The sequence below is a fragment of the Brachybacterium ginsengisoli genome, assembly GCF_002407065.1.
GTDB classification, from domain to species: domain Bacteria; phylum Actinomycetota; class Actinomycetes; order Actinomycetales; family Dermabacteraceae; genus Brachybacterium; species Brachybacterium ginsengisoli.
In genome coordinates this window covers 2,212,152-2,238,344 of the sequence record NZ_CP023564.1, presented here as the reverse complement: position 1 = coordinate 2,238,344, position 26,193 = coordinate 2,212,152, and the positions used below count along the sequence as shown (strand labels likewise).

Genomic DNA, 26,193 nt, shown 5'->3' with positions numbered 1-26,193 from the left:
AGGAACTACGCAACATGCCCGCACGTCGCATAGCACTGGCGACCCTCGCGGTGCTGATCCTGCTGCTGGGCAGCGGGATCGGTGCCGGGGTCTGGAAGGGCGGCTGGCAGCCGGCCCCCAAGCTCGCACTCGATCTCGAGGGCGGCACGCAGATCATCCTGCAGGCCCAGTCCCGTGATGGTTCGACCATCGACGCCGACGCCATGGAGCAGGCGCGGCAGATCATGAGCCAGCGCGTGAACGCCATGGGCGTCGCGGAGACGGAGATCACCGTCCAGGGCGGCACCAACATCGTCATCGACGTGCCCGGTCAGCTCGACCAGGAGACCTCCGACGCGATCCGTCAGACCGCGGCGATGTCCTTCCGTCCGGTCCTCGGCGCCGTCGCGCCGGAGGGGACGGGGGAGGGCGCCGCCTCGGACGGCGGCGGCGCCTCGGACGGCGGCGGTGCGGCGTCTGACAGCGGGGGTGCCTCGGACAGCGGCGGAGAGACCTCGGAGGCTCCGGCCGCGGATCCGTCGCAGCATCGCTTCGACGGGCTCCCGGGCTCGGATCCCTCGATGGCGCCGCCCACGCCGCCGGCCGAGGGCGAGCTGCCCTACCCGGCCTGGTCGATGGAGTGGATGACGCCGGAGGTCCAGTCGGAGCTCATGAGCGCCGACTGCGTGGATCCGCGCGCCCAGCAGGAGAAGGTCTCCGAGGCACCCGCCGACGAGCCGGTGGTCTCGTGCGCGCCGGACGGCAGCGCCAAGTACCTGCTCGGCCCCGAGGTCGTGGCCGGATCGGCGATCAAGAACGCCTCCGTGGGCTCGGACGTCACCCCGACCGGCCAGGCCACCGGCTACTACGTCGTGAACATGAGCTTCTCCGACCAGGGCTCGAAGTCCTTCGGGGACATGACCACCGCGCTGTACGGCGGCCAGGGCGCGAGCGACGCCTTCGCCATCGTGCTGGACGGCCTGGTCATCTCCGCGCCGCAGGTCCAGGCGCCGTCCACCGGCGGCGAGGCCCAGATCTCGGGCAACTTCTCGCAGGACGACGCGGGTCAGCTCGCCGATCAGCTGCGCTTCGGAGCGCTCCCCCTCGAGTTCGAGGTGGCCTCCGAGCAGCAGGTCTCCTCGACCCTGGGAGCCGACCAGCTCGAGCTCGGCCTCATCGCCGGTCTGATCGGCCTCGCCCTGGTGGTGCTCTACGCCTTCGCGCAGTACCGCCTGCTCGCGCTCGTGACCACCTCGAGCCTGCTCATCATGGGCGCGCTCACCTACGCGACGCTCACGGTGCTCTCGAACATCCCGGACATCGGCTACCGGCTCTCGCTGGCCGGGGTGGTGGGCCTGATCGTCGCGATCGCCTTCACCGCCGACTCGTTCATCGTGTACTTCGAGAGGGTCCGTGACGAGATCCGCGACGGACGCGGCATCGCCGCCGCGGTCGACCACGGCTGGGATCGTGCCAAGCGCACCATCCTCGCCTCCGACGCGGTCAACATCATCGCCGCGGTGGTGCTGTACGTGCTGTCCACCGGCGGTGTCCGCGGCTTCGCCTTCGTGCTGGGGCTCACCACGCTCCTGGACCTGGTGATCGTCTTCCTCTTCACCCATCCCCTGCTGCAGGTGCTGGTGCGCACCCGCTTCTTCGGCAAGGGGCACCCGATGAGCGGTCTGGATCCGGCACGGCTGGGCCGCGAGGTGCCCGCCTACGCCGGCCGCGGCCGGGTCCGCTCCGTCGGGGAGCGCGGCGGACGCCGGAGCGGCGACGACGAGGACGAGGTGCGCGAGCCCCTCGCCGTGCGCCGCGCGCGCCTGGAGCGCGAGGCCGCGGAGCGCGCGGAAGCCGGCACCGACGGTGACGGCGACGGCGGGACCACGGCACAGGACGGCACCTCGACCGACGGCGCCGGCGACGACACCGAGGAGCAGAGTCGATGACCGCGACCTTCGCCCGTTTCGGCAACGACCTGCACGACGGTCGGCGCACCGTCCCGATCGTCACCCGGCGCCGCACCTGGTACCTCTTCAGCCTGGTGCTGGTCGTGCTGCTGGTGATCTTCTCCGTGCTGCGCGGCCCGAACCTGGGCATCGAGTTCACCGGGGGATCGGAGTTCCAGGTCGCGGGCGTCGCCGACACCGAGCAGACCTCCGCCCGTGACGTGATCCGCGACCACGTCCCGGGCAACGAGCCCAAGATCTCCGTGCTGGGCGGGAGCGCCGTGAGGGTGCAGACCGAGCAGCTGGACTCGGCCCAGACCGCCGCCGTCGCATCGGATCTCGCCGAGGCCTACGGCGTCCCCGCCGAATCGGTCTCGACCTCCTACATCGGCCCTGTGTGGAGCGGCGACGTCACCCAGAAGATGATGCGCGGCGTGGTCGTCTTCCTCGCGCTGGTCGCGACGATGATGGCGCTGTACTTCCGCAACCTGAAGTCCTCGCTGGCGGCCATGGCGGCACTCGTGCACGACATGCTCGTCACGGCGGGCGTGTATCTGGTGGTGGGCTTCGAGATCACCCCCGGCACGGTGATCGGCTTCCTCACGGTCATGGGCTACTCGCTCTACGACACCATCGTGGTGTTCGACAAGGTGCGCGAGAACACCGCCGATCTCGTCGAGCAGCGCTCGAGCATCTTCGCCGACCAGGTGCAGCGCGCCGCGAACCAGACCCTGGTGCGCTCGATCAACACCTCGGTCGTCGCGCTGCTGCCGGTGGGCGCGATCCTGTTCATCGGCGCCTTCCTGCTCGGGGCCGGAACGCTCAAGGACATCTCGCTGGCGCTGTTCATCGGCATCATCGCCGGCACCTACTCCTCGGTCTTCCTCGCGCCGGGCTTCCTCGTGGACCTGCGTCGGCGCGAGCCCGCGATCGCCGCACACACCGCGAGCGTGCTGCGAACCCGTCGTGGAGAGGAGTCGTCGGTCGCCGAGGACGGTGCGGCACAGGATCGTCGTGGGGCGCGCACAGCCATCACCGAGTCCGCCTCCGAGGACGCCGACGCCCGCACGGACGTCGGCACGGTCGGCGACGAGGCCGCGGCGGATGTCCTCGACACCGATGAGCCCGGGACCCGGAACGGGCACCCGGGAGGCTCGACGGCCCCGGACTCCGTCGGTCGAGGTCGGCAGCCGCGCCGCACCACCCGCCGTGATCGTGGAACCGGGGGAGGAGCACGATGACCGACGCCGTCCGTCCTGGGACGTCCTCCGCCTCGGAGCAGATCGACGCGCTCTTCCGAACCCACATCGCGGAGTTCCCGGACTTCCCGATCCCCGGGGTCCTCTTCCGGGACATCACGCCGCTCCTGCGGGACGCCGCGGCGCTGCGCGCCGTCATCGCGCACTGGAGGACCCTCCTGCCCGAGGGCGTCGACTATGTGATCGGCACCGAGGCGCGCGGCTTCGTCGTGGGTGCTCCGCTGGCCTACGAGATCGGGGCCGGCTTCGTGCCGGTGCGCAAGGCCGGGAAGCTGCCCGGCAGCCCTGCCGGGCTGACCTATGACCTGGAGTACGGCACGGCGCGGATCGAGATCCCCGAGGGCTCGCTGCCCGCCGGGTCCCGGGTCCTGCTCGTCGACGATCTCCTGGCGACCGGCGGCACCGCGGCGGCCACGCTCGAGCTGGCCCGCCGCTTCGACGTCGAGGTGCTCGGCGCCTCCTTCCTCATCGAGCTCGCCGCTCTCGGCGGGCGCGACCTGCTGCCCGGCGTCGAGGTCTCGACCGTCTGGCGGATCGAGGACTGACCTCCTGGTCACGCCCTCGCGCCACCTGACGGCCGCGTCGGCACCCTGGGTGACTCGCGCGTAGACTGGATGCCTCAGCCAGGAGGTGTGCATGCCGCAGGAGCCCGCATCCCAGCCCTCGAGGGCCTCGGCCCCGTCGGGCGCTGGACGCAGCCCGTCCTCGCCGTCCGCCGTGCCCTCCTCGCCGTCCCCCCGCGGCTCGTCCTCGACGCCGCGCAGGACCCGCTCGCGGCTGTCCTTCTTCTCCTCGCGCGCGGGATCCGCGGTCGACCCGCTGCTGGCTCCGCTGCTGGAGACCATGGCTGCGGTCAGCCCGAAGGAGAGCACCGACCTCGTCGTGCGGGCCTACACGGTCGCCGAGCAGGCGCATCGCGGCCAGACCCGCAAGAGCGGCGATCCGTACATCACCCACCCGGTGTCCGTCGCGATGATCCTCGCGGAGCTGGGCTCCCCGGCCGAGGTGGTGGCGGCGGCCCTCCTGCATGACACGGTCGAGGACACGGACTACTCGCTGGATCGGCTGCGCGGGGACTTCGGCGAGGTGATCGCCGTGCTCGTGGACGGCGTCACGAAGCTGGACAAGGTCACCTACGGAGAGGCGGCGCAGGCGGAGACCGTCCGCAAGATGATCGTGGCGATGAGCCGCGACGTGCGGGTGCTCCTGATCAAGCTCGCCGACCGTCTGCACAACGCCCGGACCTGGAAGTACGTTCCGGCGGCCTCGGCGGAGCGGAAGGCGAAGGAGACCCTCGAGATCTACGCGCCGCTCGCGCATCGTCTGGGTCTGAACACCATGAAGTGGGAGCTCGAGGACCGCTCCTTCCAGGTGCTGTACCCGAAGGTGTACGAGGAGATCGTCTCCCTGGTCGCCCAGCACGCACCGGCGCGGGAGCAGTACCTCACCACCGTCTCCTCGCAGATCAACGAGGACCTCCGCAAGGCCCGGATCAAGGCCGAGGTCACCGGCCGGCCCAAGCACTACTACTCGATCTACCAGAAGATGATCGTGCGCGGCCGGGACTTCTCCGACATCTACGACCTGGTCGGCGTGCGCGTGCTGGTGGACACCGTGCGCGACTGCTACGGGGTGCTGGGCACCCTGCACGCCCGCTGGTCCCCGGTGCAGGGCCGGTTCAAGGACTACATCGCCCTGCCGAAGTTCAACCTCTACCAGTCCCTGCACACCACCGTCATCGGACCCACCGGCAAACCGGTCGAGATCCAGATCCGCACCCGCGAGATGCATCGCAGGGCCGAGTACGGCGTGGCCGCGCACTGGAAGTACAAGGCGATGGCCGGCAGCACGGGCGGCGAGGTGGCACCCGGCGGGAACGACGCGGCCTGGCTGCGCCAGCTCATGGACTGGCAGAAGGAGACCACGGACTCGGGCGAGTTCCTGGACTCGCTCCGCTTCGAGATCAACACGCAGGAGGTGTACGTCTTCACCCCGAAGGGGGACGTGCTCGCCCTGCCCCAGGGGGCGACCCCCGTCGACTTCGCCTACTCCGTGCACACCGAGGTGGGCCATCGCACCATCGGCGCCCGCGTCAACGGCCGCCTGGTCTCGCTCGAGTCGAGCCTGTCCACCGGGGATGTGGTGGAGGTGTTCACCTCGAAGTCCCCGGAGGCCGGGCCCAGCCGCGACTGGCTCGGCTTCGTGCAGTCGCCGCGCGCCCGCAGCAAGATCCGTCACTGGTTCTCCAAGGAGCGGCGGGAGGAGGCCCTCGAGAAGGGCAAGGAGGAGCTCGCCAAGGCGCTGCGCCGCCAGGACCTGCCCATGCGCCGCCTGCTGACCCACGACACCCTCGCCACCGCCGCGGATGATCTGAACCTCCCCAGCGTGGACGCCCTCTACACTTCGATCGGTGAGGGCCACACCGGCGCACAGCACGTCGTGGACAAGCTGAGGGCCTCCTTCGGCGGCTCGATCGGTGCCGAGGAGGATCTCGCGGAGATCACCATGCCGTCCAAGGTGCGCTCGCGCGCGGGACGGGCGGAACAGCACACCTCGGAGACCGATCAGGGCGTCATCGTGGACGGCCATGCCGATCTCTGGGTCAAGCTCGCGAAGTGCTGCGCCCCGGTCCCCGGTGATCCGATCGTCGGCTTCATCACCCGTGGATCCGGCATCTCCGTGCACCACGAGACGTGCACGAACGCCATCCAGCTGCAGGAGCAGCAGCCGGATCGGATGGTCGACGTCGCCTGGTCGGGGCGCCATGGCACGGCCTATCTCGTCCACATCAAGATCGAGGCGCTGGATCGCCCGAAGCTGCTCACGGACATCGCCCTGGTGATCTCCGAGCAGCAGGTGAACCTGCACTCCGCCTCGGCGCAGTCCAACAGCGATCGGCTGGCCACCAGCTTCTTCTCCTTCGAGCTGGCGGACCCATCGCATCTGCAGTCCGTGCTCGCGCACGTCCGGCGGATCGAGGGCGTGTACGACGTCTACCGCGTCACCGCCGACGGCAAGCCGGTCGGCGCCGCGGCGCCTCTGTCCTCCTCCTGAGCGCCCAGAACGCTCTCGAGGCGCTCCCCGGCGGCGCGCACCTGCGGATGGCGATGCATCTGCCGCAGAGCTCGGCGCATCGCGTCGACGTCGACATGCCCGCTCGCGACCAGCCCGCGCAGCATCGGCGCCGCGACCGGGGCCGGGGTGAACCTCAGCAGATCGATCGCCGTCCGCACCGGGACGGTGACCGGGGTGCCGCCGATCGTCTCGACCTCGTCGGGCCGCAGTCGCGCCGTGCGCAGCACCACTCCGGCCAGCTCGCCACGGTGCGCGGGCGAGTGGAGCTCGGCCGGCGCGGGCGGGGCCCCACCCAGCAGCACCCAGGCCGCTGAGGGGCCGGCGATGACATGGTGCGCCTGCAGACGGGCACCTAGGGCGCAGCCGAGCGCGAGGGCCCGCTGCACGGCCGTCCCCAGCAGATCGGGCGGGAGGAACAGGCCGGGCAGCAGCCGAGCGAGGTACCCCTCGGCGACGAGCACCTGGGTGCTCGGCGTCTCCTCCCAGTGCTGGAGCGAGGCGCCGATCGGGATCGCGAGCTCCGCCGCGTGCCGGGACCACGCCACGCAGGGGCTGGCCCGGGTGAGGTCCTGCGGCGGATCGTGGGTCGGGTCGCACCGCGCGTCGGAAGCGCGGGGACCGGGCGGGGCCGGCGGGAGGAGCTGCGTCATGGACCGACTCTGGCCCAGCGGCGGTCCCAGAGCAACGCCCCCGCCTGTCGCTGTGGACAGACGGGGGCGGTGGAGGAACGGAGCGTCGTGCCCGCTCCTGGTGCTCGGGCGGTCAGCCCAGATCGCGCGCCGAGCGCTCGATGACCGCGAGCCACTCCTTGCGCGCCTCGAGCGCGGCCTCGGCCTCGGCGATCTTCTGGGGGTCGCCGCCGGCGACGGCCTTGTCCAGCGCGTCCTGGTAGGAGGCGATCGCGGAGTGCAGCTGCGAGGAGGCTCCCTCCACGCGCGCCTTGGTGCGGGGGTCGGTGCGCCGCCACTCGTCCTGCTCGGCATTCTTCACCGCCCGCTCCACCGTGCGCAGCCGGTCGTCGATCCGTCGCATGTCACCGCGGGGGACCTTGCCGGCCTCCTCCCAGCGGTCCTGGACGGTGCGCAGCGCCTTCTTCGCCCCCTCCAGATCCTCGGACGGATCGATCGCCTCGGCCTCGACCAGGAGGGATTCCTTGACGGCGAGGTTCTCACGCTGCTCGGCCTCGGTCTCGTGGAGGTCGGCGTTGCGGGCCTGGAAGAAGGTGTCCTGCGCGGCCTTGAAGCGCTTCCACTGCGCGTCGTCCTTCTTGCGGCTGCCGCGCGGCGCCTGACGCCACTCGTCCATCAGGTCCTTGTAGGCGCGGACGGTGGGGCCCCAGTCGGTGGATTCCTGCATCGACTCCGCGCGGGCGATGAGCTCCTCCTTGACCTGCGCGGCCTCGGAATGCTTCGCATCCAGCTGCGAGAAGAACTGCTTGCGCATCCGGTCGAAGGTGGCGCGGGCCGCGGAGAGCCGCTTCCACAGCGCCTCCTCAGTGGGGCGATCCAGCGAGACGTCCTCGGACTGCATCTGCTTCCAGGACGGGACCATCTGGCGCATGGTCTCCCCGGCGTTCTTCCAGGAGATCTGCTCGGGATCGGTCGCGACCAGGGCCTCGATGGACTCCACGAACTCCGTGCGTCGCCGCACCGACTCCTCGCGACCCTCGGCACGCTTGGCCTCGAGGGCGCGGATCTTCTCCTTGGCCAGCTCGCGGAGCTCGTTCGCACGGGTGCGGAGCGCCGGGATGTCGCCGACGACCTGGGGCTCCTTCATGTTCTTGCGCAGGTTCTCGAGCAGCCGGTTCAGCTCGTTCTGCGTGTGCTCGGGAGCGTTCAGCGTGGTCTGGGTCAGATCGAGGAAGGCGACCAGGTCGAGATAGCCCCGCGCGAAGGGCTCCAGCGCGGTCTGGTGATCCGTCTCGGTGGTGCTGCCGATGGTGCGCACCTGGGTTCCGTCCTGGACCGTGACGGTGCCGTCCTCGGCGACCGTTCCGAAGGCCGCGGCGGCGGCGACCTGCTCGGGGTCGTACTCCGTCACCGGAGGGGCGACGGGGAGGAGCGCGGCGCTCGGCTTCTTCGCGGCCAGGGCGGCCGGGGAGGGAACGCCCGGACGCGGCCCGGAGGCGGTGGGTCGGGGAGCTCCCGGACGCGGCGCCGCGGGGCGGGGAGCGGCCGGTGCGGGCGTCTGCTGCTCGACGGGCTCCGCCTCCGGCGTCTCGTCCGCGGAGCTCTCCATCTCGGAGGCGGAGGCGTCGGCGCCCGGCTCCTCGGCCGTTCCAGCGGCGGCGGGCTCGTCCGACGGGGTCGGCTCGAGCGGCTGGTCGGCGTCCGGCTGTGCCGCCTCCGTCGGGTCCGCCGGGGCGGAGGGCTCAGAGGTCGCCGCGTCGCTCGGCTCGACCGACGGGTCCTGGTCGGGCACCGGAGCGGTGCTCGACTCCGGGGCCTGGTCGTCAGGGGTGGAGGCGGGGAGAGGGGTCTCGGACTCGCTCACGGTTGAGCTCCTTCGAAGGGATCCGCTGCAGGGCGGGACACTGCCGCCGGGATCGGCGGTCGGGCTGGCGGGCGGTCGTCCCGTCGTCGGGGCGAGCCACCTCACGGAACTCTACAGCGACACGCGCGCGGGGGAGGACCCGTCCCGTCGGCGGACCCCGGCCGTCGCCATCGGGGATAATGGCCCCCGGCACTCAGCCCATGATCGAGAAGGATGTGCACCAGATGGCGAAGATCGCCGCCCTGTCAGGATTCCCGGAGTGGCTCCCTGCGGAGCGTCTCGTCGAACAGCACGTGATCGACGTGTTCCGCGAGGTGGCCGAGCTCCATGGCTTCTCGGGCATCGAGACGCGCGCCGTCGAGCCGCTCGATCAGCTGCTGCGCAAGGGCGAGATCGACAAGGAGGTGTACGTCCTGCGACGCCTCCACGCCGAGGAGGAGGACGCGGACGCCGCGCGCGAGGATCGTTCGCGCACCCTGGGCCTCCACTTCGACCTGACGGTGCCGCTGGCCCGCTACGTGCTGGAGCACCAGAACGACCTGGTCTTCCCGCTGCGTCGTTTCCAGATCCAGAAGGTGTGGCGCGGCGAGCGCCCCCAGGACGGGCGCTTCCGGGAGTTCTACCAGGCGGATCTCGACGTGATCGGACAGGACACCCTGCCCGGGCACATCGAGGCAGAGGTCGCCACGGTGATGGCCGAGATCCTCGACCGTCTGCCGATCCCCGAGTTCACGATCCACGCCAACACCCGTCGGCTGTCCGAGGGGTTCTTCCGCTCCCTCGGGCTCGAGGACCAGTCCGCCGTCCTGCGCAGCCTGGACAAGCTGCCGAAGATCGGCCCGGACGCGGTGCGGGAGCTCCTGCTGGGCGAGGCCGGTGCAACCCCGGAGCAGGCGCAGGCCTGCCTGGACTTCGCGTCGATCCGCACGCGCGACGCCTCCTTCGCCCAGCAGGTGCGGGACCTCGGCGGCAGCGGGGAGATGGTCGAGCAGGGCATCGCCGAGCTCACCGCGGTCCTCGAGCGCGTCGAGGCCGCGGTGCCCGGAGTGATCATGGCCGATCTGTCCATCGCGCGCGGTCTGGACTACTACACCGGCACCGTGTTCGAGACCTTCGTGACCGGTCACGAGTCCCTCGGATCGGTCTGCTCGGGCGGCCGCTACGACGCCCTGGCCTCGGACAACCGCCACACCTACCCCGGCGTGGGACTGTCGATCGGTCTGTCCCGGCTGGTCTCCCGCCTGCTGACCGCCGGCCTGGCCACCGCCTCCCGGCCGGTGCCCACCTGCGTGCTGGTCTCCGTGGCGGACGAGCAGCACCGCCACCTCAGCGACGCGGCCGCCCGGGCGCTGCGCGGCCGCGGCATCTCCTGCGAGGTGGCCCCCACCGCCGCGAAGTTCGGCAAGCAGATCCGCTACGCCGACCGCCGGGGGATCCCCTTCCTCTGGTTCCCCGGCGTGGACGGAGCGGCGGACCAGGTCAAGGACATCCGCAGCGGCGATCAGGCCGACGCCGACGTCGAGATCTGGGAGCCGCCGGTCGAGGACCGGACGGTGCAGATCCGGGCGACCGCGCCGGAGGGGCCCGCCGACCCGGCCTGACGCAGGCGGGATGAGGTGGATCACACCGCGGCGGTGCGGGAATGTTCTCCGCCGCCGCGGCGTTCCACCGGTCATGGCTACGCTCACTCTGACCTCCGAGAACCACGACACGACCGTCGAGGACGGCATCGTCCTGATCGACTTCTGGGCGGGCTGGTGCGTGCCGTGCCAGCGCTTCGCCCCCATCTTCGAGGAGTCCTCCGAGTCCCACGAGGACGTCACCTTCGCGAAGGTCGACACCGAGGACCAGCAGGACCTGGCGATGCGCTACGGCGTCACCTCGATCCCGACCCTGGTCGCCTACCGCGAGGGCATCCCGGTGTTCTCGCAGGCCGGCGCCCTCCCGCAGTCCGCGCTCGAGGACCTCATCGGCCAGGTCAAGAACCTGGACATGGACGAGGTCAAGAAGGCCTACGCCGAGGCCCAGGCCGCACAGGACTGATCCCGGCCCGGACCTCGGCGCAGCCGCTCGGTCCGCCCTGCACCACGAACAGCGCCCCCGCCACCGGAAGACCGGTGACGGGGGCGCTGTGTGCGTCCGGTGGACGAGCGGGCTCAGCCCTCGTTGCGACGGAACGGACGACGCTTGCTGTCGTAGCGACCCCCGCGATCCGAGGAGCGGTCGTCACGACGGAACGGACGATCGCCGTCGCGGCGCGGCCCCTTGCCGCCGCGAGGACCCTGGTCCGGACCGATGCGCAGCTCACGGCCGCCCACCTTGGCGCGCGAGATGCGCTCCATCTGCTCCGGGGACAGCGAGCCGCGGATCTGCACCAGCGCGAAGTTCGGGAAGATCTGGATCTTGCCGATGTCCTTGCCGTGCAGGCCGCCCTCGCCGGTGATCGCGCCGACGATGCCCGGCGGCCGCGCACCGTGGGTGTGGCCCACGCCGACCTTGTAGGAGGTGTAGCCGCGCTCGGTGGTGGGCGCGTCGCCGCGGTGACCGCGGTCCCCGCGCTCATGGCGGTCCTCGCCGGCCAGCTTCGCGCTGGTGAACTCCTCCTCCTCGGAGGGGGCGCCGGGGCCCTCGTCGCCGACGGACATCGCGCCCAGTGCGGCGGCGAGCTCCAGCGGGTCCAGGCCGTTCTCGGCGACGAACTCGCCGATCAGCTCGCGGTACAGGTCCAGGCGGCCGCGCTCGATGCGCTCGGGGACCTGGGTCAGCTGCGCGGCCAGGCGGTGCTTGGACACGTCGCGCGGGGAGGGGATGACCGCCTCGGCGAGGGTCTGCTTGGTGGCGCGCTCGATGTTCTTCAGCTGGCGGCGCTCATGGGGGCCGATGAAGGTCAGGGCCTCGCCCGAGCGCCCGGCGCGGCCGGTGCGCCCGATGCGGTGCACATAGGACTCCGCCTCCTTGGGCACATCGAAGTTGACGACCAGGCCGATGCGCTCCACGTCCAGGCCGCGGGCGGCGACGTCGGTCGCGACCAGCACCTGCAGGGAGCCGTCGCGCAGCCGCTCGACGATCTTCTCGCGGTCCTTCTGCGGCACGTCACCGCTGATGGACGCGGCGATCAGGCCGCGGGCGATCAGCGAGGAGCCGACCTCCTCGGCCGCGGCACGGGTGCGCACGAAGACGATCGCCGCCTCCGCGTCGGAGGTCGCGAGCACGCGGGCGAGGGCGCCGGTGCGGTGGCGGAAGGGCACCACGGCGTAGGTCTGGCGCACGCTCTTGACGGTGGAGGACTGCGGGCTGACGCTGACGCGCACCGGGTCCTTCATATGGGTCTGGGCGACGCGCTGGATGGCGGAGGGCATCGTGGCCGAGAACAGCGCCACCTGACGCTCGGCGGGGGAGTGGGAGAGGATCTCCTCGACGTCCTCCGCGAAGCCCATGCGCAGCATCTCGTCGGCCTCGTCGAGGACGGCGACGCGGATGGTGTCCAGGCGCAGGTTCGTGCGGCGCATGTGATCCATGACGCGGCCGGGGGTGCCGACGACCACCTGGGCGCCGCGGGCGAGGGCGCGCTCCTGCGGGCCGTAGGGGGAGCCGCCGTAGAGGGCGACCACGTCGAGCCCGCCGATGGAGGTCGCGAACGAGGAGATGGCGTCGGCCACCTGCATCGCGAGCTCACGGGTCGGGGCGAGCACCAGGGCCTGCACCTCGCGCAGCGAGGGATCGATCGCGGCCAGCAGCGGGAGGCCGAAGGCGGCGGTCTTGCCGGTGCCGGTCTGGGCGACGCCGATCACGTCGCGGCCCTCGAGCAGCGGCGGGATGGCCTGGGCCTGGATGGCCGAGGGGGTGGTGAAGCCGAGCTCGTCGACAGCGCGGCGCAGGGGCGCCGGCAGGGCGATGTCGTCGAAGCTCGGACCGGCCGGGGCCTCCGGTGCCGCGGCCGCGGAGTCGGTCGGCGCCTCGGGGGCGACGGTCTGCTCGGTCGGTGCGGAGTCCGTGGTGGAGGGCTCGGGGGCAGGGGAGACGTCAGTCATGGTGTCCTTCGACAGTCAGGGGTGTGAAACAGGCCCCAACATGTCGCAAGGGCGTGAGTGCCCGTACTACGGGGCGTGGGCGCCCATGCATTCCGCGCGATGGGGGCCATGCGGTGGCATGGCGCAGCTCGGCGGACTCGGGCGAAAACAGATCTGCGATCTCGCAGGTCGGACCGTGGTCGAGTCTACGGGCGGGATGGTCCTCGCAACAGGGCCGTGGTGGCGAGATCGCTCACTCTGGGCGGTAAGGTGGACGTTCCACGCCCTCGCGCGTGACGGCCATCGAGCGCTCCGACGCCCCGGCCGGCCATGACCTGTCGACCCCCATCAGAAGGACACCTCGTGCTGCGCACCCACACCGCCGGTGAGCTCCGCCAGGAGCACATCGGACAGACCGTCACCCTCACCGGCTGGATCGGCCGTCGCCGTGACCACGGCGGCGTGACGTTCCTCGATCTGCGCGACGCCGCCGGCGTCACCCAGGTGGTGGTGCGCGAGGACGAGGCGATGCACCTGCGCAACGAGTATGTGCTGAAGGTCGTCGGCACCGTGGGCCGGCGCCCCGAGGGCAACGAGAACCCGCAGCTGCCCACCGGCGACATCGAGGTGACCGCCTCCGAGGTCGAGGTGCTCAGCGCCTCGGCGCCCCTGCCCTTCCAGCTGGACTCGCACACCGAGGTGGGCGAGGAGGCGCGCCTGCGCTACCGCTACCTGGACCTGCGTCGCCAGGGACCGGCCGCCGCGATGCGCCTGCGCTCCGAGGTCAACCGGGCCGCCCGCGACACCCTGCTGGACCAGGGCTTCGTCGAGGTCGAGACGCCGACGCTGACCCGTTCCACCCCGGAGGGGGCCCGCGACTTCCTGGTCCCGGCCCGCCTGGCCCCGGGCTCCTGGTACGCGCTGCCCCAGTCCCCCCAGCTGTTCAAGCAGCTGCTGATGGTGGGCGGTGTCGAGAAGTACTTCCAGCTCGCCCGCTGCTACCGCGACGAGGACTTCCGTGCGGACCGTCAGCCCGAGTTCACCCAGCTCGACGTCGAGATGAGCTTCGTGGACCAGGAGGACGTGATCGCGCTGGCCGAGGAGATCCTCGCGGCGGTGTGGGCGAAGGGCGGCCATAAGATCGCCGGTCCGTTCCCGCGGATCACCTACGCGGAGTCGATGCGCCGCTACGGCTCGGACAAGCCCGACCTGCGCTTCGACCTCGAGCTGGTCGAGATGACCGAGTACTTCGCCGAGACGCCCTTCCGCGTCTTCCAGTCGCCGTACGTGGGCGCGGTCGTCATGGCGGGCGGGGCGTCCCAGCCCCGTCGTCAGCTCGACGCCTGGCAGGAGTGGGCGAAGCAGCGCGGTGCCAAGGGCCTCGCCTATGTGCTGGTCCAGGAGGACGGCACCCTGACCGGTCCGGTCTCCAAGAACATCTCCGAGGCGGAGAAGGCGGGCCTGCTCGAGGCCACCGGCGCCTCCACCGGGGACTGCATCTTCTTCGCGGCGGGCGAGGCGAAGGCCTCCCGCGCCCTCCTCGGCGCCGCCCGCAACGAGATCGCCGAGCGCCTGGGCCTCATCGACCACGACGCGTTCGCCTTCGTGTGGGTCGTCGACGCGCCCATGTTCGAGCCGGCCGCCGACGCGGTCGCCTCGGGTGACGTCGCCGTCGGCGAGGGGGCTTGGACCGCGGTCCATCACGCCTTCACCTCGCCCAAGCCCGAGTTCATGGACAGCTTCGACACCGATCCCGGTGCGGCGCTCGCCTACGCCTACGACATCGTCTGCAACGGCAACGAGATCGGCGGCGGCTCCATCCGCATCCACGACCAGGCCGTGCAGCAGCGCGTCTTCCAGGTCATGGGCATCGGGGCCGAGGACGCGCAGGAGAAGTTCGGTTTCCTCCTGGACGCCTTCCAGTTCGGTGCCCCGCCGCACGGCGGCATCGCCTTCGGCTGGGACCGCATCGTGGCCCTGCTGGCCAAGGAGGACTCGATCCGCGAGGTCATCGCTTTCCCCAAGACCGGCAACGGCTACGACCCGCTGACCGCGGCGCCCGCCCCGATCACCCCCCAGCAGCGCAAGGAGGCCGGCGTGGACACCAAGCCGGCCCCGCGCGGCGAGAAGCCGGCTGCCGCCGACGGCGGCTCCGCCGAGGCGCCCAAGGGCTGACCGCGCCGGGGCGGAGACCCCTCAGGACGACGAACGGCCGACGCGAGCGATCGCGTCGGCCGTTCTCATGCAGTGCGTCAGCGCTGTCAGCGCGGCTCCTCGCCGTGCTTGATCTGGGCGCGCGGGAGGCGGAAGCGCCGGATCTGGATCGCGCGCATGATGCCGTAGCCCACCAGGCCGCGCTGGACCTCGCCGAAGCGCTCGGTGAGCAGTCGGCGCAGGCGACGGCGCAGGAAGAGGCTGTCGACCACGCAGACGGCGATGCCGCCCCAGAGCACGAGGATCATGCCGGTGCTCAGCGTCGTGGTGAGATCCGGGCGGACCAGGGGGAGGAAGAGCGAGATGATCATGAAGACCAGCGCGATGGGGAAGAAGAGCTCCGCGATGTTCCAGCGGGAGTCGACGACGTCGCGCACGTAGCTCCGCTCGGCGCCGCGATGCTGGAGCGGCATCCGCTTCTCGTCCCCGGTCATCAGGGCCTGCTGGGCCTCGGCGCGCGCGCGGTTCGCCGTCTCGCGGTCGCGACGCCGTGCCTCCTTGCGGTCATCGACCACCAGGGGCCGACGGCGGGCGGCCTCGGCCTCCTTGCGGGAACGGGTGGGACGGCCCTTCGACCCGGGGCGCGATGACAGCGGCTCGGGGACGGGGCCCTGCGGGGGCTCGGACTTGCGGAAGATCACCGCAGCAGTCTAGGCGACGTCGACTGTGACCTCGCCGAGCGTTCGGCGCGGGCCCGGGCGGAGCGGACGCCCCCGACGTCGCAGCGAGGTCGTCGCACCGGTAGCGTGATGGCCATGAGCACTCCTGAACAGTCCCCCCGAGCCGTTCCCTCCGGTGATGCCGCAGAGGTCGAGGTGCTGAGAGCGCGGCTCGAGCCGCTGCTCCCGCAGGCCGTCGAGGACCTCAAGGACCTCGTGCGCATCCCGTCGGTCGCCTTCGAGGGCTATGACCAGGAGCCGGTGCGCCGCAGCGCCGAGGCGGTCGCCGAGCTCCTGCGCGGCGCCGGGATGGCAGAGGTGGAGATCGAGTCGGTGCAGGGCGGCAGCCCCGCCGTGATCGGCCGCACCCCGGCCGCCGATGGGCGGCCCACCGTGCTGCTGTACGCGCACCACGACGTCCAGCCCACCGGCGCCGTCGAGGATTGGTCGAGCGCCCCGTTCGAGCCGGTGGAGCGGGACGGCCGCCTCTACGGGCGCGGCGCGGCCGATGACAAGGCCGGCGTGATGGCCCACGTCACGGCACTGCGCCTGGTGGGCGAGGAGCTGGCCGCCGACGGCATCGGGGTGACGGTCTTCGTCGAGGGTGAGGAGGAGGCGGGCTCGCCCACCTTCCGTCCCTTCATCGAGGCCTTCCGGGACCGGCTCGCGGCGGACCTGATCATCGTCGCGGACTCGGCGAACTGGGCCGTCGGCACGCCGGCGCTGACCACGAGCCTCCGCGGCCTGGTGGACCTGGTCGTCGAGGTGCGGGCGCTCGACCATGCCGTCCACTCGGGGCTGTTCGGCGGGCCGGTGCTCGATGCTCTGACCCAGATGTCCCGCCTGCTGGCCACCCTGCACGACGAGAACGGAGAGGTCGCCGTCGAGGGCCTCGCGCGCGCCGAGGACCCCGCCGTGGAGATGGACGAGGCCGACTACCGCCGTGACGCCGGCGTGGTCGACGGGGCGGAGCTCTCCGGCAGCGGTCCCCTGACCGCCCGGCTCTGGACCCGCCCGGCGCTCTCGGTGATCGGCATCGACGCGCCCAGCGTCCGCGATGCGTCGAACACCCTGGTGCCCGTCTCCAGGGCCAAGGTCTCCCTGCGCATCCCGCCGGGGGAGGATCCCGACTCGGCGATGCAGGCGCTGGTCGCCCATCTGGAGCGCCATGCGCCCTCGACCGCGACGGTCACCGTCCATCACGGCGAGCAGGGCAAGCCGTTTCTCGCCCGCGAGGGCGCTCCGGCCATGGACCTGGCACGGGAATCCTTCGCGCGAGCCTGGGGCACCGAGGCGGTGGACACCGGCCTGGGCGGCTCGATCCCGTTCATCGCCGATCTCCTCGAGGTGTTCCCGCAGGCCGAGGTGCTCGTCACCGGCGTCGAGGACCCGGAGTCCCGGGCCCACGGCATCGACGAGTCGCTGCACCTGGGCGAGTTCGCGAGGGTCTGCCTCGCCGAGGCGCTGCTGCTGCGCGGCGCCGGGGCGCTGGCTCGGGACCGGGCATGAGCGGCCCCTCCCGGCGCCCGGGGAGCCCGCAGGAGGACCCGCGCGGCGGCAGCGCGGAGATCTCGCCGCTGATGATCCCGATGCTCTTCCTCGGGATCGTGGTCGGCTTCCTCGCGGGGTACTTCCTGCTCTGGTGGGGCCTGCTCGTGGTCGCGGCCGTGCTGGGCCTCGCCGTCACGATGGTGTTCTCGGGCAGGAGCCGCGACGCGGCCACCGGCGCCGTGCTCGGCGTCCTGCTCGGGTACATCGGGCTCATCCTGGTGGCGTTCTTCCGCGGCGTGGTGTGACCCTCCCGCGCGGGACGTCCCCGGTGCCCGCGAGTGAGGTGGATCGCCGTGACCGGCGCCCACCGTTCCCGCCCTGCGGGGCGTATCCTGGCCGGACACGAGTTTCGAGGAGGACCTCATGACCACGCCCACCACCGAGCGCCCCGCCGCCGCGCATGGCGTCAACCTCACCCCCGGTGCCGCACAGAAGGTGACGACCCTGCTGGAGCAGGAGGGACGCGACGACCTGCGCCTGCGCATCGCGGTGCAGCCCGGCGGCTGCTCCGGCCTGATCTACCAGCTCTACTTCGACGAGCGGATCATGGACAACGACCTGGTCGCCGACTTCGACGGCGTCGAGGTCGTCGTCGACAAGATGAGCAGCCCGTACCTCACGGGCGCGGTGATCGACTTCGCCGACACCATCGAGAAGCAGGGCTTCACGATCGACAACCCGAACGCCGGCAGCTCCTGCGCCTGCGGCGACTCCTTCAGCTGACCCTCATCGACCCGGGTTCGGTGCTGCGCACGGAGCGACGGGTCGAGGTCCGGGCCCGGCCCGGTGACGATCACGTCACCGAGCCGGGCCCTTTTCGCTGTGACAACGGCGACGCCGAGGTCACGGTGGCATCACGGAGGGCGGGGCGTCGGGGGTCGCGGCGAGTCGGGGTGGCCTCAGCGCCTCCGGAAAGCCGTATGATGACGACGTGCCGTCAAAGGGCGGGCCCCCGGCCTGTCTCGGTCCACCCCCAGGGGAGGACACGGCACTGTGGGCATGTCCCGCCCACATCAGTACCAGCTCCACACCGCGGAGCCGGTCGAGCCCGAGGGCTCGACCCGGTCACGAGGTCAGGAGACGACGAGCGGAAGGTCATCCCCTGTGATCCCCCAGGTCCCCCAGCGCGCGCGACGCGGACGACGCGCAGCGGCAGCAGGCCTCGCCCTGGCCACCTTGGTCCTCGCCGGCTGCACCCAGGCGCAGCAGCGCGGGTTCATGCCCGGCCCCGGTGATGGCCAGGAGGTCACCAATCAGACCGAGCGGATCACCAACCTCTGGGTCGGCTCCTGGGCGGTGCTGGTCGTCGTCGGCCTCATCATCTGGGGCCTGACCATCTGGTGCGCGATCGCCTACCGCCGCCGCAAGCACGACTCCGGCTTCCCGGTGCAGCTGCGCTACCACGTGCCGCTCGAGCTGATGTTCACGCTCGTCCCCGTGGTGATGGTCCTGACCTTCTTCTACTTCACCCAGCGCGACGCCCGTGAGATCGAGATGCACGTGGCCGAGCCGGACTACACCGTCAACGTGGTGGCCAAGCAGTGGAGCTGGGACATCAACTACGTCGACGACGACGTGCACGAGCCCGCAGGCGTGCAGTCCTTCGCCACCGGCGAGGAGGGCGCGGCCGATTCGCTGCCCACCCTGTACCTGCCCGTCGGCCAGACCGTCGAGTTCCGCCTCGACTCGCGCGACGTCATCCATTCCTTCTGGGTCGTGGACTTCCTGTACAAGAAGGACATGATGCCGGGCCACACCACCAGCTTCCAGGTGACCCCCACCCGCGAGGGCACCTACGCCGGCAAGTGCGCCGAGCTGTGCGGCGAGTACCACTCGGACATGCTCTTCAACGTGGTCGTCGTCTCCCAGGAGGAGTTCGACGCGCACATGGAGGAGCTCCGCACCCAGGGCAACGAGGGCCAGCTCAGCGTGGATCTGAACCGCAACGACAAGGGCTGGAGCATGCGCGAGAAGCAGGACGACGCCGGTCCTCGCTACACCGAGGATGAGCCCGCCGCCGGGACCGAGGGAGACAACGAGTGAGCACCGAGACCACCGCAGCACCGGGCACGTCGGTGTCCACGCGGTTCCAGGAGGAGCGGCCGACGAGCCTCGGCCGGAAGTTCTTCAACCTCCTGACCACCACCGATCACAAGCTGATCGGCATGATGTACATGGCCATGGCGTTCGGGTTCTTCGCCTTCGGCGGCCTGCTCGCGCTCGGGATCCGCTCCGAGCTGTGGGAGGCCGGACTGCAGGTCGTGGTCTCCAAGGACCAGTACAACCAGCTGTTCACCATGCACGGCACGATCATGCTGCTGATGTTCGGCACCCCTCTGTTCAACGGCTTCGCGAACTACCTCGTGCCGCTGCAGATCGGCGCGGTCGACATGGCCTTCCCGCGTCTGAACATGTTCGCCTTCTGGCTGACCCTGTTCGGCTCGCTCATCGTGGTCTCCGGGTTCCTGACCCCGCAGGGCGCGGCTTCCTTCGGCTGGTTCGCGTACGCGCCGCTGTCGGACACCACGTTCTCGCCCGGCCTGGGCGGTGATCTGTGGGTCTTCGGCTTGGCCCTGCAGGGCTTCGGCACGATCCTCGGCTCGGTCAACTTCATCACCACCATCCTCTGCATGCGGATGCCGGGCATGACCATGTTCCGGATGCCGATCTTCACCTGGAACACCCTGATCACCGCCGTGCTGGTGCTGATGGCGTTCCCGCCGCTGGCCTCCGCGCTGCTGGCGCTCGGTGCTGATCGCCGCTTCGAGGCGAATATCTTCGACCCCGCCAACGGCGGACCGGTCCTGTGGCAGCACCTGTTCTGGTTCTTCGGCCACCCCGAGGTGTACGTGCTGGCCCTGCCGTTCTTCGGCATCGCCACCGAGATCCTCCCGGTGTTCTCGCGCAAGCCGATCTTCGGCTACAAGACCCTGGTCGGCGCGACGATCTCGATCGCCGCCCTCTCCGTGACCGTGTGGGCACACCACATGTACACGACCGGCGCCGTGATGCTGGACTTCTTCGCCTTCATGACGATGCTCATCGCTGTGCCGACGGGCGTGAAGTTCTTCAACTGGGTCGGCACGATGTGGCGGGGGTCGCTGACCTTCGAGACGCCGATGCTGTTCACCCTCGGCTTCCTGACCACCTTCATCTTCGGCGGTCTGACGGGCGTGATCCTGTCCTCGCCGGTGCTGGACTTCCACATCTCCGACACGTACTTCGTGGTCGCGCACTTCCATTACGTGATGGCCGGCACCGTCGTCTTCGAGATGTTCGCGGGCTTCTACTTCTGGTGGCCCAAGATGTTCGGCTACAAGCTCAGCGAGGGCATCGGCAAGGTCCACTTCTGGCTGCTGACCATCGGCTTCCACATGACCTTCCTCATCCAGCACTGGCTGGGCGTCTACGGCGCCCCCCGTCGCTACGTGAACTACCTGGCGGAGGACGGCTTCGACTGGATGAACCAGATCTCCACCGTCGGTGCGTTCATCATGGGCGCCTCCACCCTGCCCTTCCTGCTCAACGTGGTGCTCACGCACCTCAAGGGCAAGAAGGTCGAGGTCGACGACCCGTGGGGCTACGGCGCCTCGCTCGAGTGGGCGACCTCGTGCCCGCCGCCGCGGCACAACTTCCACTCGCTGCCCCGAGTCCGTTCCGAGCGTCCCGCCTTCGATCTCCACCACCCGGAGGTCGCGCTGCAGGACCACATGCTCGCGGAGGAGCCCGCCCTGAACCCGAGGACGAACTGACATGAGAGCAACTGCAAAGATCTTCTGGATCCTGGGAGTCTTCTTCCTGATCGTCGCCATCGCGTACGGCTTCATCACCGGTCGCTATGAGCCGCTCGGCGTCGAGACCGTCGGCTTCCCGGCGATGCTGGCGCTCGCGGCCCTCGGCCTCATGATCGCCATGGTGCTGTCCCTGACCGCGCGCAAGCACGAGATCGAAGCCATGGACGACCTGGACGGAGAGGTCGCCGCGGAGGCGGGCGTCCAGGGCAGCTTCTCGCCGTACAGCTGGGCGCCGCTGTGGGCGGCCGTCGGCGCGGCGCTGTGCTTCCTCGGTGTCGCCGCCGGATGGTGGATCTTCGCCTTCGGCGTCATCTTCGCCATCTACGGCGTGCTCTCCTGGGTCCTGGAGTATTCCACCGGCCAGCACGCCCACTGATCGACCGGCACCGCTGCTCCTGACCCGGAGCATCGATTCCCAGAAGGCCCCGTATCACCTCGTGATGCGGGGCCTTCTGCATGCTCCTCCGCGCTGAGCGCCTCTGGCCGGGAGCGGACGCTGTTGCACCGCCGGTCGCGAGCCCGGTGTCTCCTCCACGGCGCAGCCGGGGGAGGGGGCGTCCGTTCCTCATGACGCGGTGCTCGCGGCGAGGAGGGGCGTCCGCCGCGTTGCGGCGAGGGCCGAGGCGAGCTGACCGTGCACTGCTCAGATCCCGCTCGGCGCGAGGATGCACGGCTGAGCGTGGATGGCTGATGGGCGGGAGGAAGAGCGCCCGCCGCGCCGACGCGGCGGCGAGAGGCTGGGCGGTCTCCACCATCACCCGTACACGCTGCTCGTGCCGTATCGGGCCATACAGTCTCAAGAGGCTGTATCTGTTGCACGGCTGTTGCACGGCTGATGCATGCCGGAGGAGTGGCGCTGGCGCGGCCGGACCGCGTCAGGCACCCTGGGGACAGGAGTCGCCTCATCGTGGCGCGGCGGGGAGCGAACGAGCAGGGGAGAGACATGGTCATCCGGAGCAGCACCGATCCGGTGCGGCACGCACAGAAGCAGCTGAGCCGTCTCTACGCCGGAGATGATGCCGAGCAGCAGGCGCGCTCGTGGGCCCTCGGCGTCCTCGAGGGGAAGGGGTTGGACCCCGCGAGGGCGCCTCTGCGCTCCCTGCGCGCGCTGCGCCGGCAGGACAGGCGGCTCGGAGCCGTGACGGCTCGTTACCTCGTGGACCTCGCCGCCGGGCGTTCTCCGTCGCCGCGTTCCGGACGGGACAACCCCCACCTGCTGTGAGGCCCGTGCTCCTGTGCGGTCCCGGAGCGAGGCGGCAGGCGGCTGTGAAGGGTCGTGGCGCCGACAGCGGACCCGAGCTTGCGCAGAGACCGCACAGCACCGCGGAGGACACACCAGCACCGCCGCGGGCCAGGCAGGGCCACGGAGAGTGCTGAGACCGCACAGGAGGCCGCGGATACCGCGACACGCCATAGGATCAGCCGACGCGCGAAGGGGCCGAGACGGGCCCGCTGGGGCCACGAGGAGCGACGCTCAGCGGTCGGGGCCAGGGGAGTGGCCTGCGGCCGTCCGGATCCTCTCGAGCGTCCTGCGAAGAGCTCCTGCACGACGTGGAGGACGGGCCCCGAGGAGATGAATCCTCGGGGCCCGTCGTCGTGGTGCTGCGGGGGCGGAGCTCCGCTCAGTGCACCATCTTCTCGGCCGGGGTGCGGTAGTCCCCACCGGTGGCCTCGTCGATGATGTGCTTCTCGTGCCCGGCGTGCTCGAGCGCTGCGCGCAGCTCGGCGGGCGTGACCGGCTCGATGCGGTCCTTGAAGAAGAAGCTGGTCGCCTTGGCGCGCAGGGCGGAGACGCCCTTGCCGGCGGTGAGCGGACGGTAGTCGTCGTGCTGCACCAGCACCCAGCGGTCGTGATCGCTGAGCGGGGCGTGGATCTCGAGCATCTCACCGGTGGCGGTGCGGACCACTCGCGAGGTCTCGTGACCGTGCAGGGCCTCGTCCCGCCTGTGGCGCTGCATCGACAGACACAGCCTCTTCGTGATGAAGAAGGTCAGGACCGGAGCCACGAAGATGCCGATCCGGAACGCCCATGTGAGGTCGTTGATCGAGAGCTGCAGCGCGATCGCTATGAGGTCGTTCGTCGCGGCGAGGGCGAGGATCAGGTAGACCGTGATCCAGGCGACGCCGAGACCCGTGCGCACCGGGGCGTTGTACGGGAGGTCGTTGAGGTGGTGCTCCCGGTCGTCGCCGGTCACCCATGCCTCGAGGAACGGGTACAGCGCGAGGGTGGCGAGCAGGCCGCCGTAGACGGCGAAGGGAATCAGCATGTTCAGCGAGATGACATAGCCGAAGACCGTGAACTCCCAGCCCGGGATGAGGCGGAGGCCGCCGTCGGTCCAGAGCATGTACCAGTCCGGCTGCGAACCGGCCGAGACGGGGGAGGGGTCGTACGGGCCGTAGACCCACACCGCGTTGATCGACGTGGTGGCGGAGATCAGCGTGATGATGCCGAAGACCAGGAAGAAGAAGCCACCGGCCTTGGCGGCGTACACCGGGAAGACCGGGAAGCCGACGACGTTGCGCTCGGTGCGGCCCGGGCCGGGGTACTGCGTGTGCTTGTGCAGCACCAGCAGCACCAGGTGGATGCCGATCAGGCCCAGGATCATCGCGGGGATGAGCAGGATGTGGATCGTGAACAGGCGCGGGATGATGTCCGTGCCGGGGAACTCGCCGCCGAACAGCAGCATCGACAGGTAGGTGCCGACGATCGGCAGCGCCTTCATCAGGCCGTCGATCACGCGCAGGCCATTGCCGGAGAGGACGTCGTCCGGGAGGGAGTAGCCGGAGAAGCCGGCCGCCATGCCCAGGACCATCAGCGTGAAGCCGACGACCCAGTTGAGCTCGCGGGGCTTGCGGAACGCACCGGTGAAGAACACGCGGAACATGTGCACGAAGATCGCGACCATGAACACGAGCGCGGACCAGTGGTGCATCTGACGGAACAGCAGACCGCCGCGGAGCTCGAAGGAGATCTCCAGCGTCGACTCGAACGCACGGGACATCGTGATGCCCTGCATCGCCTCGTACGGGCCGTTGTAGACGACCTCCTCCATGGAGGGGTCGAAGAACATCGTCAGGAAGGTGCCCGAGATCAGCAGGATCACGAAGCTGTAGAGCGCGACCTCGCCGAACATGAAGGACCAGTGGTCCGGGAAGATCTTGCGGGCGATGAACTTGACGAAGCCGCCGCCGGCGAGGCGCTGGTCGAGCCAGTCGCCGCCCACTGCGCCGAGCTTGTAGACGCGGGAGCTCTCCCCGTCGGCAGCAGCCGCTCGGGTGCTGGGAGTCGTGGTCGTCACGAGATCACTTGTCCTTGGGCGTGTCGGACATGGGCTTGTCCTTGTGGATGTTCCAGAAGCTGGGCCCGATCGGCTCGGTGAAGTCGCCGGGGGCGATGAGGTAGCCCTCGTCGTCCACCTCGATCGGCAGCTGGGGGAGCGGACGGTGCGCCGGGCCGAAGATCACCTTGGCACCGTCGGTGACGTCGAAGGTGGACTGGTGGCACGGGCAGAGCATGTGGTGCGTCTGCTGCTCGTAGAGCGCCACCGGGCAGCCCACGTGGGTGCAGATCTTCGAGAAGGCCAGGACGCCCTGGACGCCCATCGCGGCGCTCTCCTCGTTCTTGGAGAGCGAGGGGTCGATGCGCACGATCACCGCAGCGGCCTTGGCGCGCTCCTCGAGGTGGTGAGGCGTCTCGTGGGTCAGGCCCTCGGGCATGACGTGGAAGATCGAGTTCATCGCGACGTCGGAGAGCTTGATCGGCGTGCCGTCGTGATCCCGGGCGAGGCGCTGGCCGGGGTTGTGGCCCCAGAAGGTGTGGTGGAGCTTGTTGCCCGGCAGCGGGCCGAGGGTCGACAGCGGAGCGAGGACCGCGATCGGCAGCGCCACGAAGGAGGCCACCATCGCGGTGACGATCAGGGGACGACGGGCGATGCCCGACTCCTCCAGGCCGTCGGTGATGATGCCGACCGCGGCGTCGCGGGTCTCGTCGGAGCTGCGGATGTCGTGCCGCTCCTCGACCATCTCCTCGTCGGGCATGAGCGTCTTGGCCCAGTGCACCGCCGCGGCACCGATGAAGAAGACCGCGATCGCCAGGCCGAGGCCGGTGATGAGGTTGGACCACCACAGGGCGCTGGTCGACTCCGGCTCGGCGAAGATGTTGCGGCCCGTCGGGGTCACCACGAAGTAGGCCGCGATGAAGATCACGGAGCCGATGACGCTGAGGAGGAACATCGAGGCGACGACTCGCTCGGCGCGCTTCTCGGCGGCCTTGGAGATGTCCGCCTGGCGATGGACGTGAGGGGGCAGACCGGGGTTCGGGAAGCCGCCGCCCTCCTTGGGGGCGACCGCGCTGACGCCGCGGGCGGGGGAGCTGCCGTCGAGGTTGGTGTTCATGCTCGCATTCACTTGGCCTTCGCCCCCAGCCAGACTGCACAGCCCAGCAGCAGGGACAGGATGATCGTCCACGCGTACAGGCCCTCGGTCACCGGACCCAGGGAGCCCAGGGAGACGCCGCCGGGGGAGCCGGTCTCCTCGAGGGTCTCGAGGTACGTGATGACGTCACGCTTGTCGGAGGGGGAGAGGTTGTTGTCGTTGAAGACGGGCATGTTCTGCGGCCCGGTCTCCATCGCCTCGTAGACGTGCTGCGGCTCGACGCCCACGACCGGCGGGGCGTACTTGCCGCGGGTCAGCGCGCCGCCGGCACCGGCGGCGTTGTGGCACATGGCGCAGTTGATGCGGAAGATCTCTCCGCCCTTGGTGGCGTCGCCCTCATCGGTGGCGAGCCACTCCTCGGCGGGGACCGACGGGCCGGGGCCCAGGGAGGCGACGTACGCCGCGAGCTGGCGGGTCTGCTCCTCGTCCATCTGCGGGGGCTTGCGGGCCGCCTGCGCGCCGGAGTGCTGCATCGGCATGCGGCCGGTGCCCACCTGGAAGTCGACGGCGGCGGCGCCGACGCCGATCAGCGACGGTCCGATGGTGCTGCCGTCGGCGTCGGTGAGGCCCTCGGCGTTCCGGCCGTGGCAGGTCGCGCAGTTGGCGAGGAAGAGCGCCTCACCGGCGTCCACATCGTCCTGCGTGTAGGCCTCGGCCTGTGCCGTCTGCGGCTGCAGGGCCGCGTACAGCCCGCCGGTCGCGACGAGCGCGAGCAGCAGGATCACGAGTAGCGCCATCGGGTGATGACGACGTGCGGCGAGAGCCTTCACGGTTCG

21 protein-coding genes are annotated in these 26,193 nt (G+C 70.5%); 14 read left to right on the top strand and 7 right to left on the bottom strand.

Annotated elements, in window-relative coordinates; translation table 11 throughout:
* The first annotated feature begins 14 nt into the window (after positions 1-14).
* The 4 genes from secD (at position 15) to CFK41_RS09935 (ending at position 6,241) form a co-directional block, all read left to right on the top strand.
* A complete protein-coding gene (secD, locus tag CFK41_RS09950; RefSeq protein ID WP_096799516.1) occupies positions 15-1,928 on the top strand; it encodes a protein translocase subunit SecD in 1,914 nt (637 codons plus the stop codon).
* Complete coding sequence (gene secF, locus CFK41_RS09945; RefSeq protein WP_227873032.1) at positions 1,925-3,169, top strand: protein translocase subunit SecF; 1,245 nt, start codon at positions 1,925-1,927, stop codon at positions 3,167-3,169. Before secD ends, secF begins: the two co-directional genes overlap by 4 nt.
* A complete protein-coding gene (locus CFK41_RS09940; RefSeq protein ID WP_096799515.1) occupies positions 3,166-3,732 on the top strand; it encodes an adenine phosphoribosyltransferase in 567 nt (188 codons plus the stop codon). Before secF ends, CFK41_RS09940 begins: the two co-directional genes overlap by 4 nt.
* Before the next feature lie 91 nt (positions 3,733-3,823).
* Complete coding sequence (locus CFK41_RS09935) at positions 3,824-6,241, top strand: RelA/SpoT family protein (protein ID WP_096799514.1); 2,418 nt, start codon at positions 3,824-3,826, stop codon at positions 6,239-6,241.
* On the opposite strand, the gene CFK41_RS09930 is transcribed toward CFK41_RS09935, so the two are convergent.
* Positions 6,181-6,912 (bottom strand): hypothetical protein, encoded by a 732-nt coding sequence (locus tag CFK41_RS09930; protein WP_227873031.1) that lies wholly within the window; start codon positions 6,910-6,912, stop codon positions 6,181-6,183. The two genes, CFK41_RS09935 and CFK41_RS09930, sit on opposite strands and share 61 nt — an antisense overlap.
* A 112-nt stretch (positions 6,913-7,024) precedes the next feature.
* Complete coding sequence (locus CFK41_RS09925) at positions 7,025-8,755, bottom strand: DUF349 domain-containing protein (RefSeq protein WP_227873030.1); 1,731 nt, start codon at positions 8,753-8,755, stop codon at positions 7,025-7,027.
* A gap of 224 nt (positions 8,756-8,979) precedes the next feature.
* Between CFK41_RS09925 and hisS the strand changes: the two genes are divergently transcribed.
* On the top strand, positions 8,980-10,356 hold the full coding sequence (gene hisS, locus CFK41_RS09920) for a histidine--tRNA ligase (protein WP_096801031.1): 1,377 nt from the start codon (positions 8,980-8,982) through the stop codon (positions 10,354-10,356).
* Between the two features lie 73 nt (positions 10,357-10,429).
* Positions 10,430-10,798 (top strand): thioredoxin, encoded by a 369-nt coding sequence (trxA, locus tag CFK41_RS09915; protein WP_096799513.1) that lies wholly within the window; start codon positions 10,430-10,432, stop codon positions 10,796-10,798.
* 113 nt (positions 10,799-10,911) lie between these two features.
* On the opposite strand, the gene CFK41_RS09910 is transcribed toward trxA, so the two are convergent.
* Positions 10,912-12,786 (bottom strand): DEAD/DEAH box helicase, encoded by a 1,875-nt coding sequence (locus tag CFK41_RS09910; protein ID WP_096799512.1) that lies wholly within the window; start codon positions 12,784-12,786, stop codon positions 10,912-10,914.
* Positions 12,787-13,128: 342 nt separating this feature from the next.
* On the opposite strand from CFK41_RS09910, the gene aspS reads away from it, so the two are divergent.
* Positions 13,129-14,940, top strand: a complete 1,812-nt coding sequence (aspS, locus tag CFK41_RS09905) for an aspartate--tRNA ligase (protein WP_096799511.1) — start codon at positions 13,129-13,131, stop codon at positions 14,938-14,940.
* Between the two features lie 86 nt (positions 14,941-15,026).
* Here aspS and CFK41_RS09900 read toward each other — a convergent pair whose 3' ends face one another.
* Positions 15,027-15,620: a DUF3043 domain-containing protein gene (locus CFK41_RS09900; RefSeq protein WP_096799510.1), complete on the bottom strand. Its 594-nt coding sequence runs from the start codon at positions 15,618-15,620 to the stop codon at positions 15,027-15,029.
* Between the two features lie 114 nt (positions 15,621-15,734).
* Here CFK41_RS09900 and CFK41_RS09895 point away from each other — a divergent pair, with 114 nt between their 5' ends.
* The 7 genes from CFK41_RS09895 to CFK41_RS09865 all read left to right on the top strand — a co-directional run bounded on the left by CFK41_RS09895 (position 15,735) and on the right by CFK41_RS09865 (position 22,205).
* On the top strand, positions 15,735-17,147 hold the full coding sequence (locus tag CFK41_RS09895; protein WP_096801030.1) for a dipeptidase: 1,413 nt from the start codon (positions 15,735-15,737) through the stop codon (positions 17,145-17,147).
* Positions 17,144-17,434, top strand: a complete 291-nt coding sequence (locus CFK41_RS09890) for a hypothetical protein (protein ID WP_096799509.1) — start codon at positions 17,144-17,146, stop codon at positions 17,432-17,434. The genes CFK41_RS09895 and CFK41_RS09890 overlap by 4 nt, the downstream gene beginning before the upstream one ends.
* 118 nt (positions 17,435-17,552) lie before the next feature.
* Positions 17,553-17,912: an iron-sulfur cluster insertion protein ErpA gene (erpA, locus tag CFK41_RS09885; protein ID WP_096799508.1), complete on the top strand. Its 360-nt coding sequence runs from the start codon at positions 17,553-17,555 to the stop codon at positions 17,910-17,912.
* A 381-nt stretch (positions 17,913-18,293) separates the two neighbouring features.
* Positions 18,294-19,232, top strand: coding sequence for an aa3-type cytochrome oxidase subunit II (gene ctaC / locus CFK41_RS09880; protein WP_096799507.1), 939 nt, complete (start codon positions 18,294-18,296; stop codon positions 19,230-19,232).
* On the top strand, positions 19,229-20,941 hold the full coding sequence (gene ctaD, locus CFK41_RS09875) for an aa3-type cytochrome oxidase subunit I (protein WP_096799506.1): 1,713 nt from the start codon (positions 19,229-19,231) through the stop codon (positions 20,939-20,941). Before ctaC ends, ctaD begins: the two co-directional genes overlap by 4 nt.
* A 1-nt stretch (position 20,942) precedes the next feature.
* Complete coding sequence (gene ctaF / locus CFK41_RS09870) at positions 20,943-21,359, top strand: aa3-type cytochrome oxidase subunit IV (RefSeq protein ID WP_096799505.1); 417 nt, start codon at positions 20,943-20,945, stop codon at positions 21,357-21,359.
* 567 nt (positions 21,360-21,926) lie between these two features.
* Positions 21,927-22,205 (top strand): hypothetical protein, encoded by a 279-nt coding sequence (locus tag CFK41_RS09865; RefSeq protein ID WP_096801029.1) that lies wholly within the window; start codon positions 21,927-21,929, stop codon positions 22,203-22,205.
* 400 nt (positions 22,206-22,605) lie between these two features.
* Here the strand turns inward: CFK41_RS09865 and qcrB are convergent, their stop codons facing one another.
* From qcrB to qcrC, 3 genes are read right to left on the bottom strand one after another with little or no spacing between them, the layout of a single operon-like run.
* A complete protein-coding gene (gene qcrB / locus CFK41_RS09860; protein ID WP_096799504.1) occupies positions 22,606-24,282 on the bottom strand; it encodes a cytochrome bc1 complex cytochrome b subunit in 1,677 nt (558 codons plus the stop codon).
* A gap of 4 nt (positions 24,283-24,286) precedes the next feature.
* Positions 24,287-25,378: a cytochrome bc1 complex Rieske iron-sulfur subunit gene (qcrA, locus tag CFK41_RS09855; protein ID WP_096799503.1), complete on the bottom strand. Its 1,092-nt coding sequence runs from the start codon at positions 25,376-25,378 to the stop codon at positions 24,287-24,289.
* A gap of 8 nt (positions 25,379-25,386) precedes the next feature.
* Positions 25,387-26,187 carry a cytochrome bc1 complex diheme cytochrome c subunit gene (gene qcrC / locus CFK41_RS09850; protein ID WP_096799502.1) on the bottom strand — a complete coding sequence of 267 codons (801 nt, stop codon included), beginning with the start codon at positions 26,185-26,187 and terminating at the stop codon, positions 25,387-25,389.
* Between the last annotated feature and the right edge of the window lie 6 nt (positions 26,188-26,193).

Coding starts and splice junctions, on each gene's coding strand:
- secD (WP_096799516.1), top strand. CDS start 15: ATGCCCGCACGTCGCATAGCACTGGCGACCCTCGCGGTGCTGATCCTG.
- secF (WP_227873032.1), top strand. CDS start 1,925: ATGACCGCGACCTTCGCCCGTTTCGGCAACGACCTGCACGACGGTCGG.
- CFK41_RS09940 (WP_096799515.1), top strand. CDS start 3,166: ATGACCGACGCCGTCCGTCCTGGGACGTCCTCCGCCTCGGAGCAGATC.
- CFK41_RS09935 (WP_096799514.1), top strand. CDS start 3,824: ATGCCGCAGGAGCCCGCATCCCAGCCCTCGAGGGCCTCGGCCCCGTCG.
- CFK41_RS09930 (WP_227873031.1), bottom strand. CDS start 6,912: ATGACGCAGCTCCTCCCGCCGGCCCCGCCCGGTCCCCGCGCTTCCGAC.
- hisS (WP_096801031.1), top strand. CDS start 8,980: ATGGCGAAGATCGCCGCCCTGTCAGGATTCCCGGAGTGGCTCCCTGCG.
- trxA (WP_096799513.1), top strand. CDS start 10,430: ATGGCTACGCTCACTCTGACCTCCGAGAACCACGACACGACCGTCGAG.
- CFK41_RS09910 (WP_096799512.1), bottom strand. CDS start 12,786: ATGACTGACGTCTCCCCTGCCCCCGAGCCCTCCACCACGGACTCCGCA.
- CFK41_RS09895 (WP_096801030.1), top strand. CDS start 15,735: ATGAGCACTCCTGAACAGTCCCCCCGAGCCGTTCCCTCCGGTGATGCC.
- CFK41_RS09890 (WP_096799509.1), top strand. CDS start 17,144: ATGAGCGGCCCCTCCCGGCGCCCGGGGAGCCCGCAGGAGGACCCGCGC.
- erpA (WP_096799508.1), top strand. CDS start 17,553: ATGACCACGCCCACCACCGAGCGCCCCGCCGCCGCGCATGGCGTCAAC.
- ctaF (WP_096799505.1), top strand. CDS start 20,943: ATGAGAGCAACTGCAAAGATCTTCTGGATCCTGGGAGTCTTCTTCCTG.
- CFK41_RS09865 (WP_096801029.1), top strand. CDS start 21,927: ATGGTCATCCGGAGCAGCACCGATCCGGTGCGGCACGCACAGAAGCAG.
- qcrA (WP_096799503.1), bottom strand. CDS start 25,378: ATGAACACCAACCTCGACGGCAGCTCCCCCGCCCGCGGCGTCAGCGCG.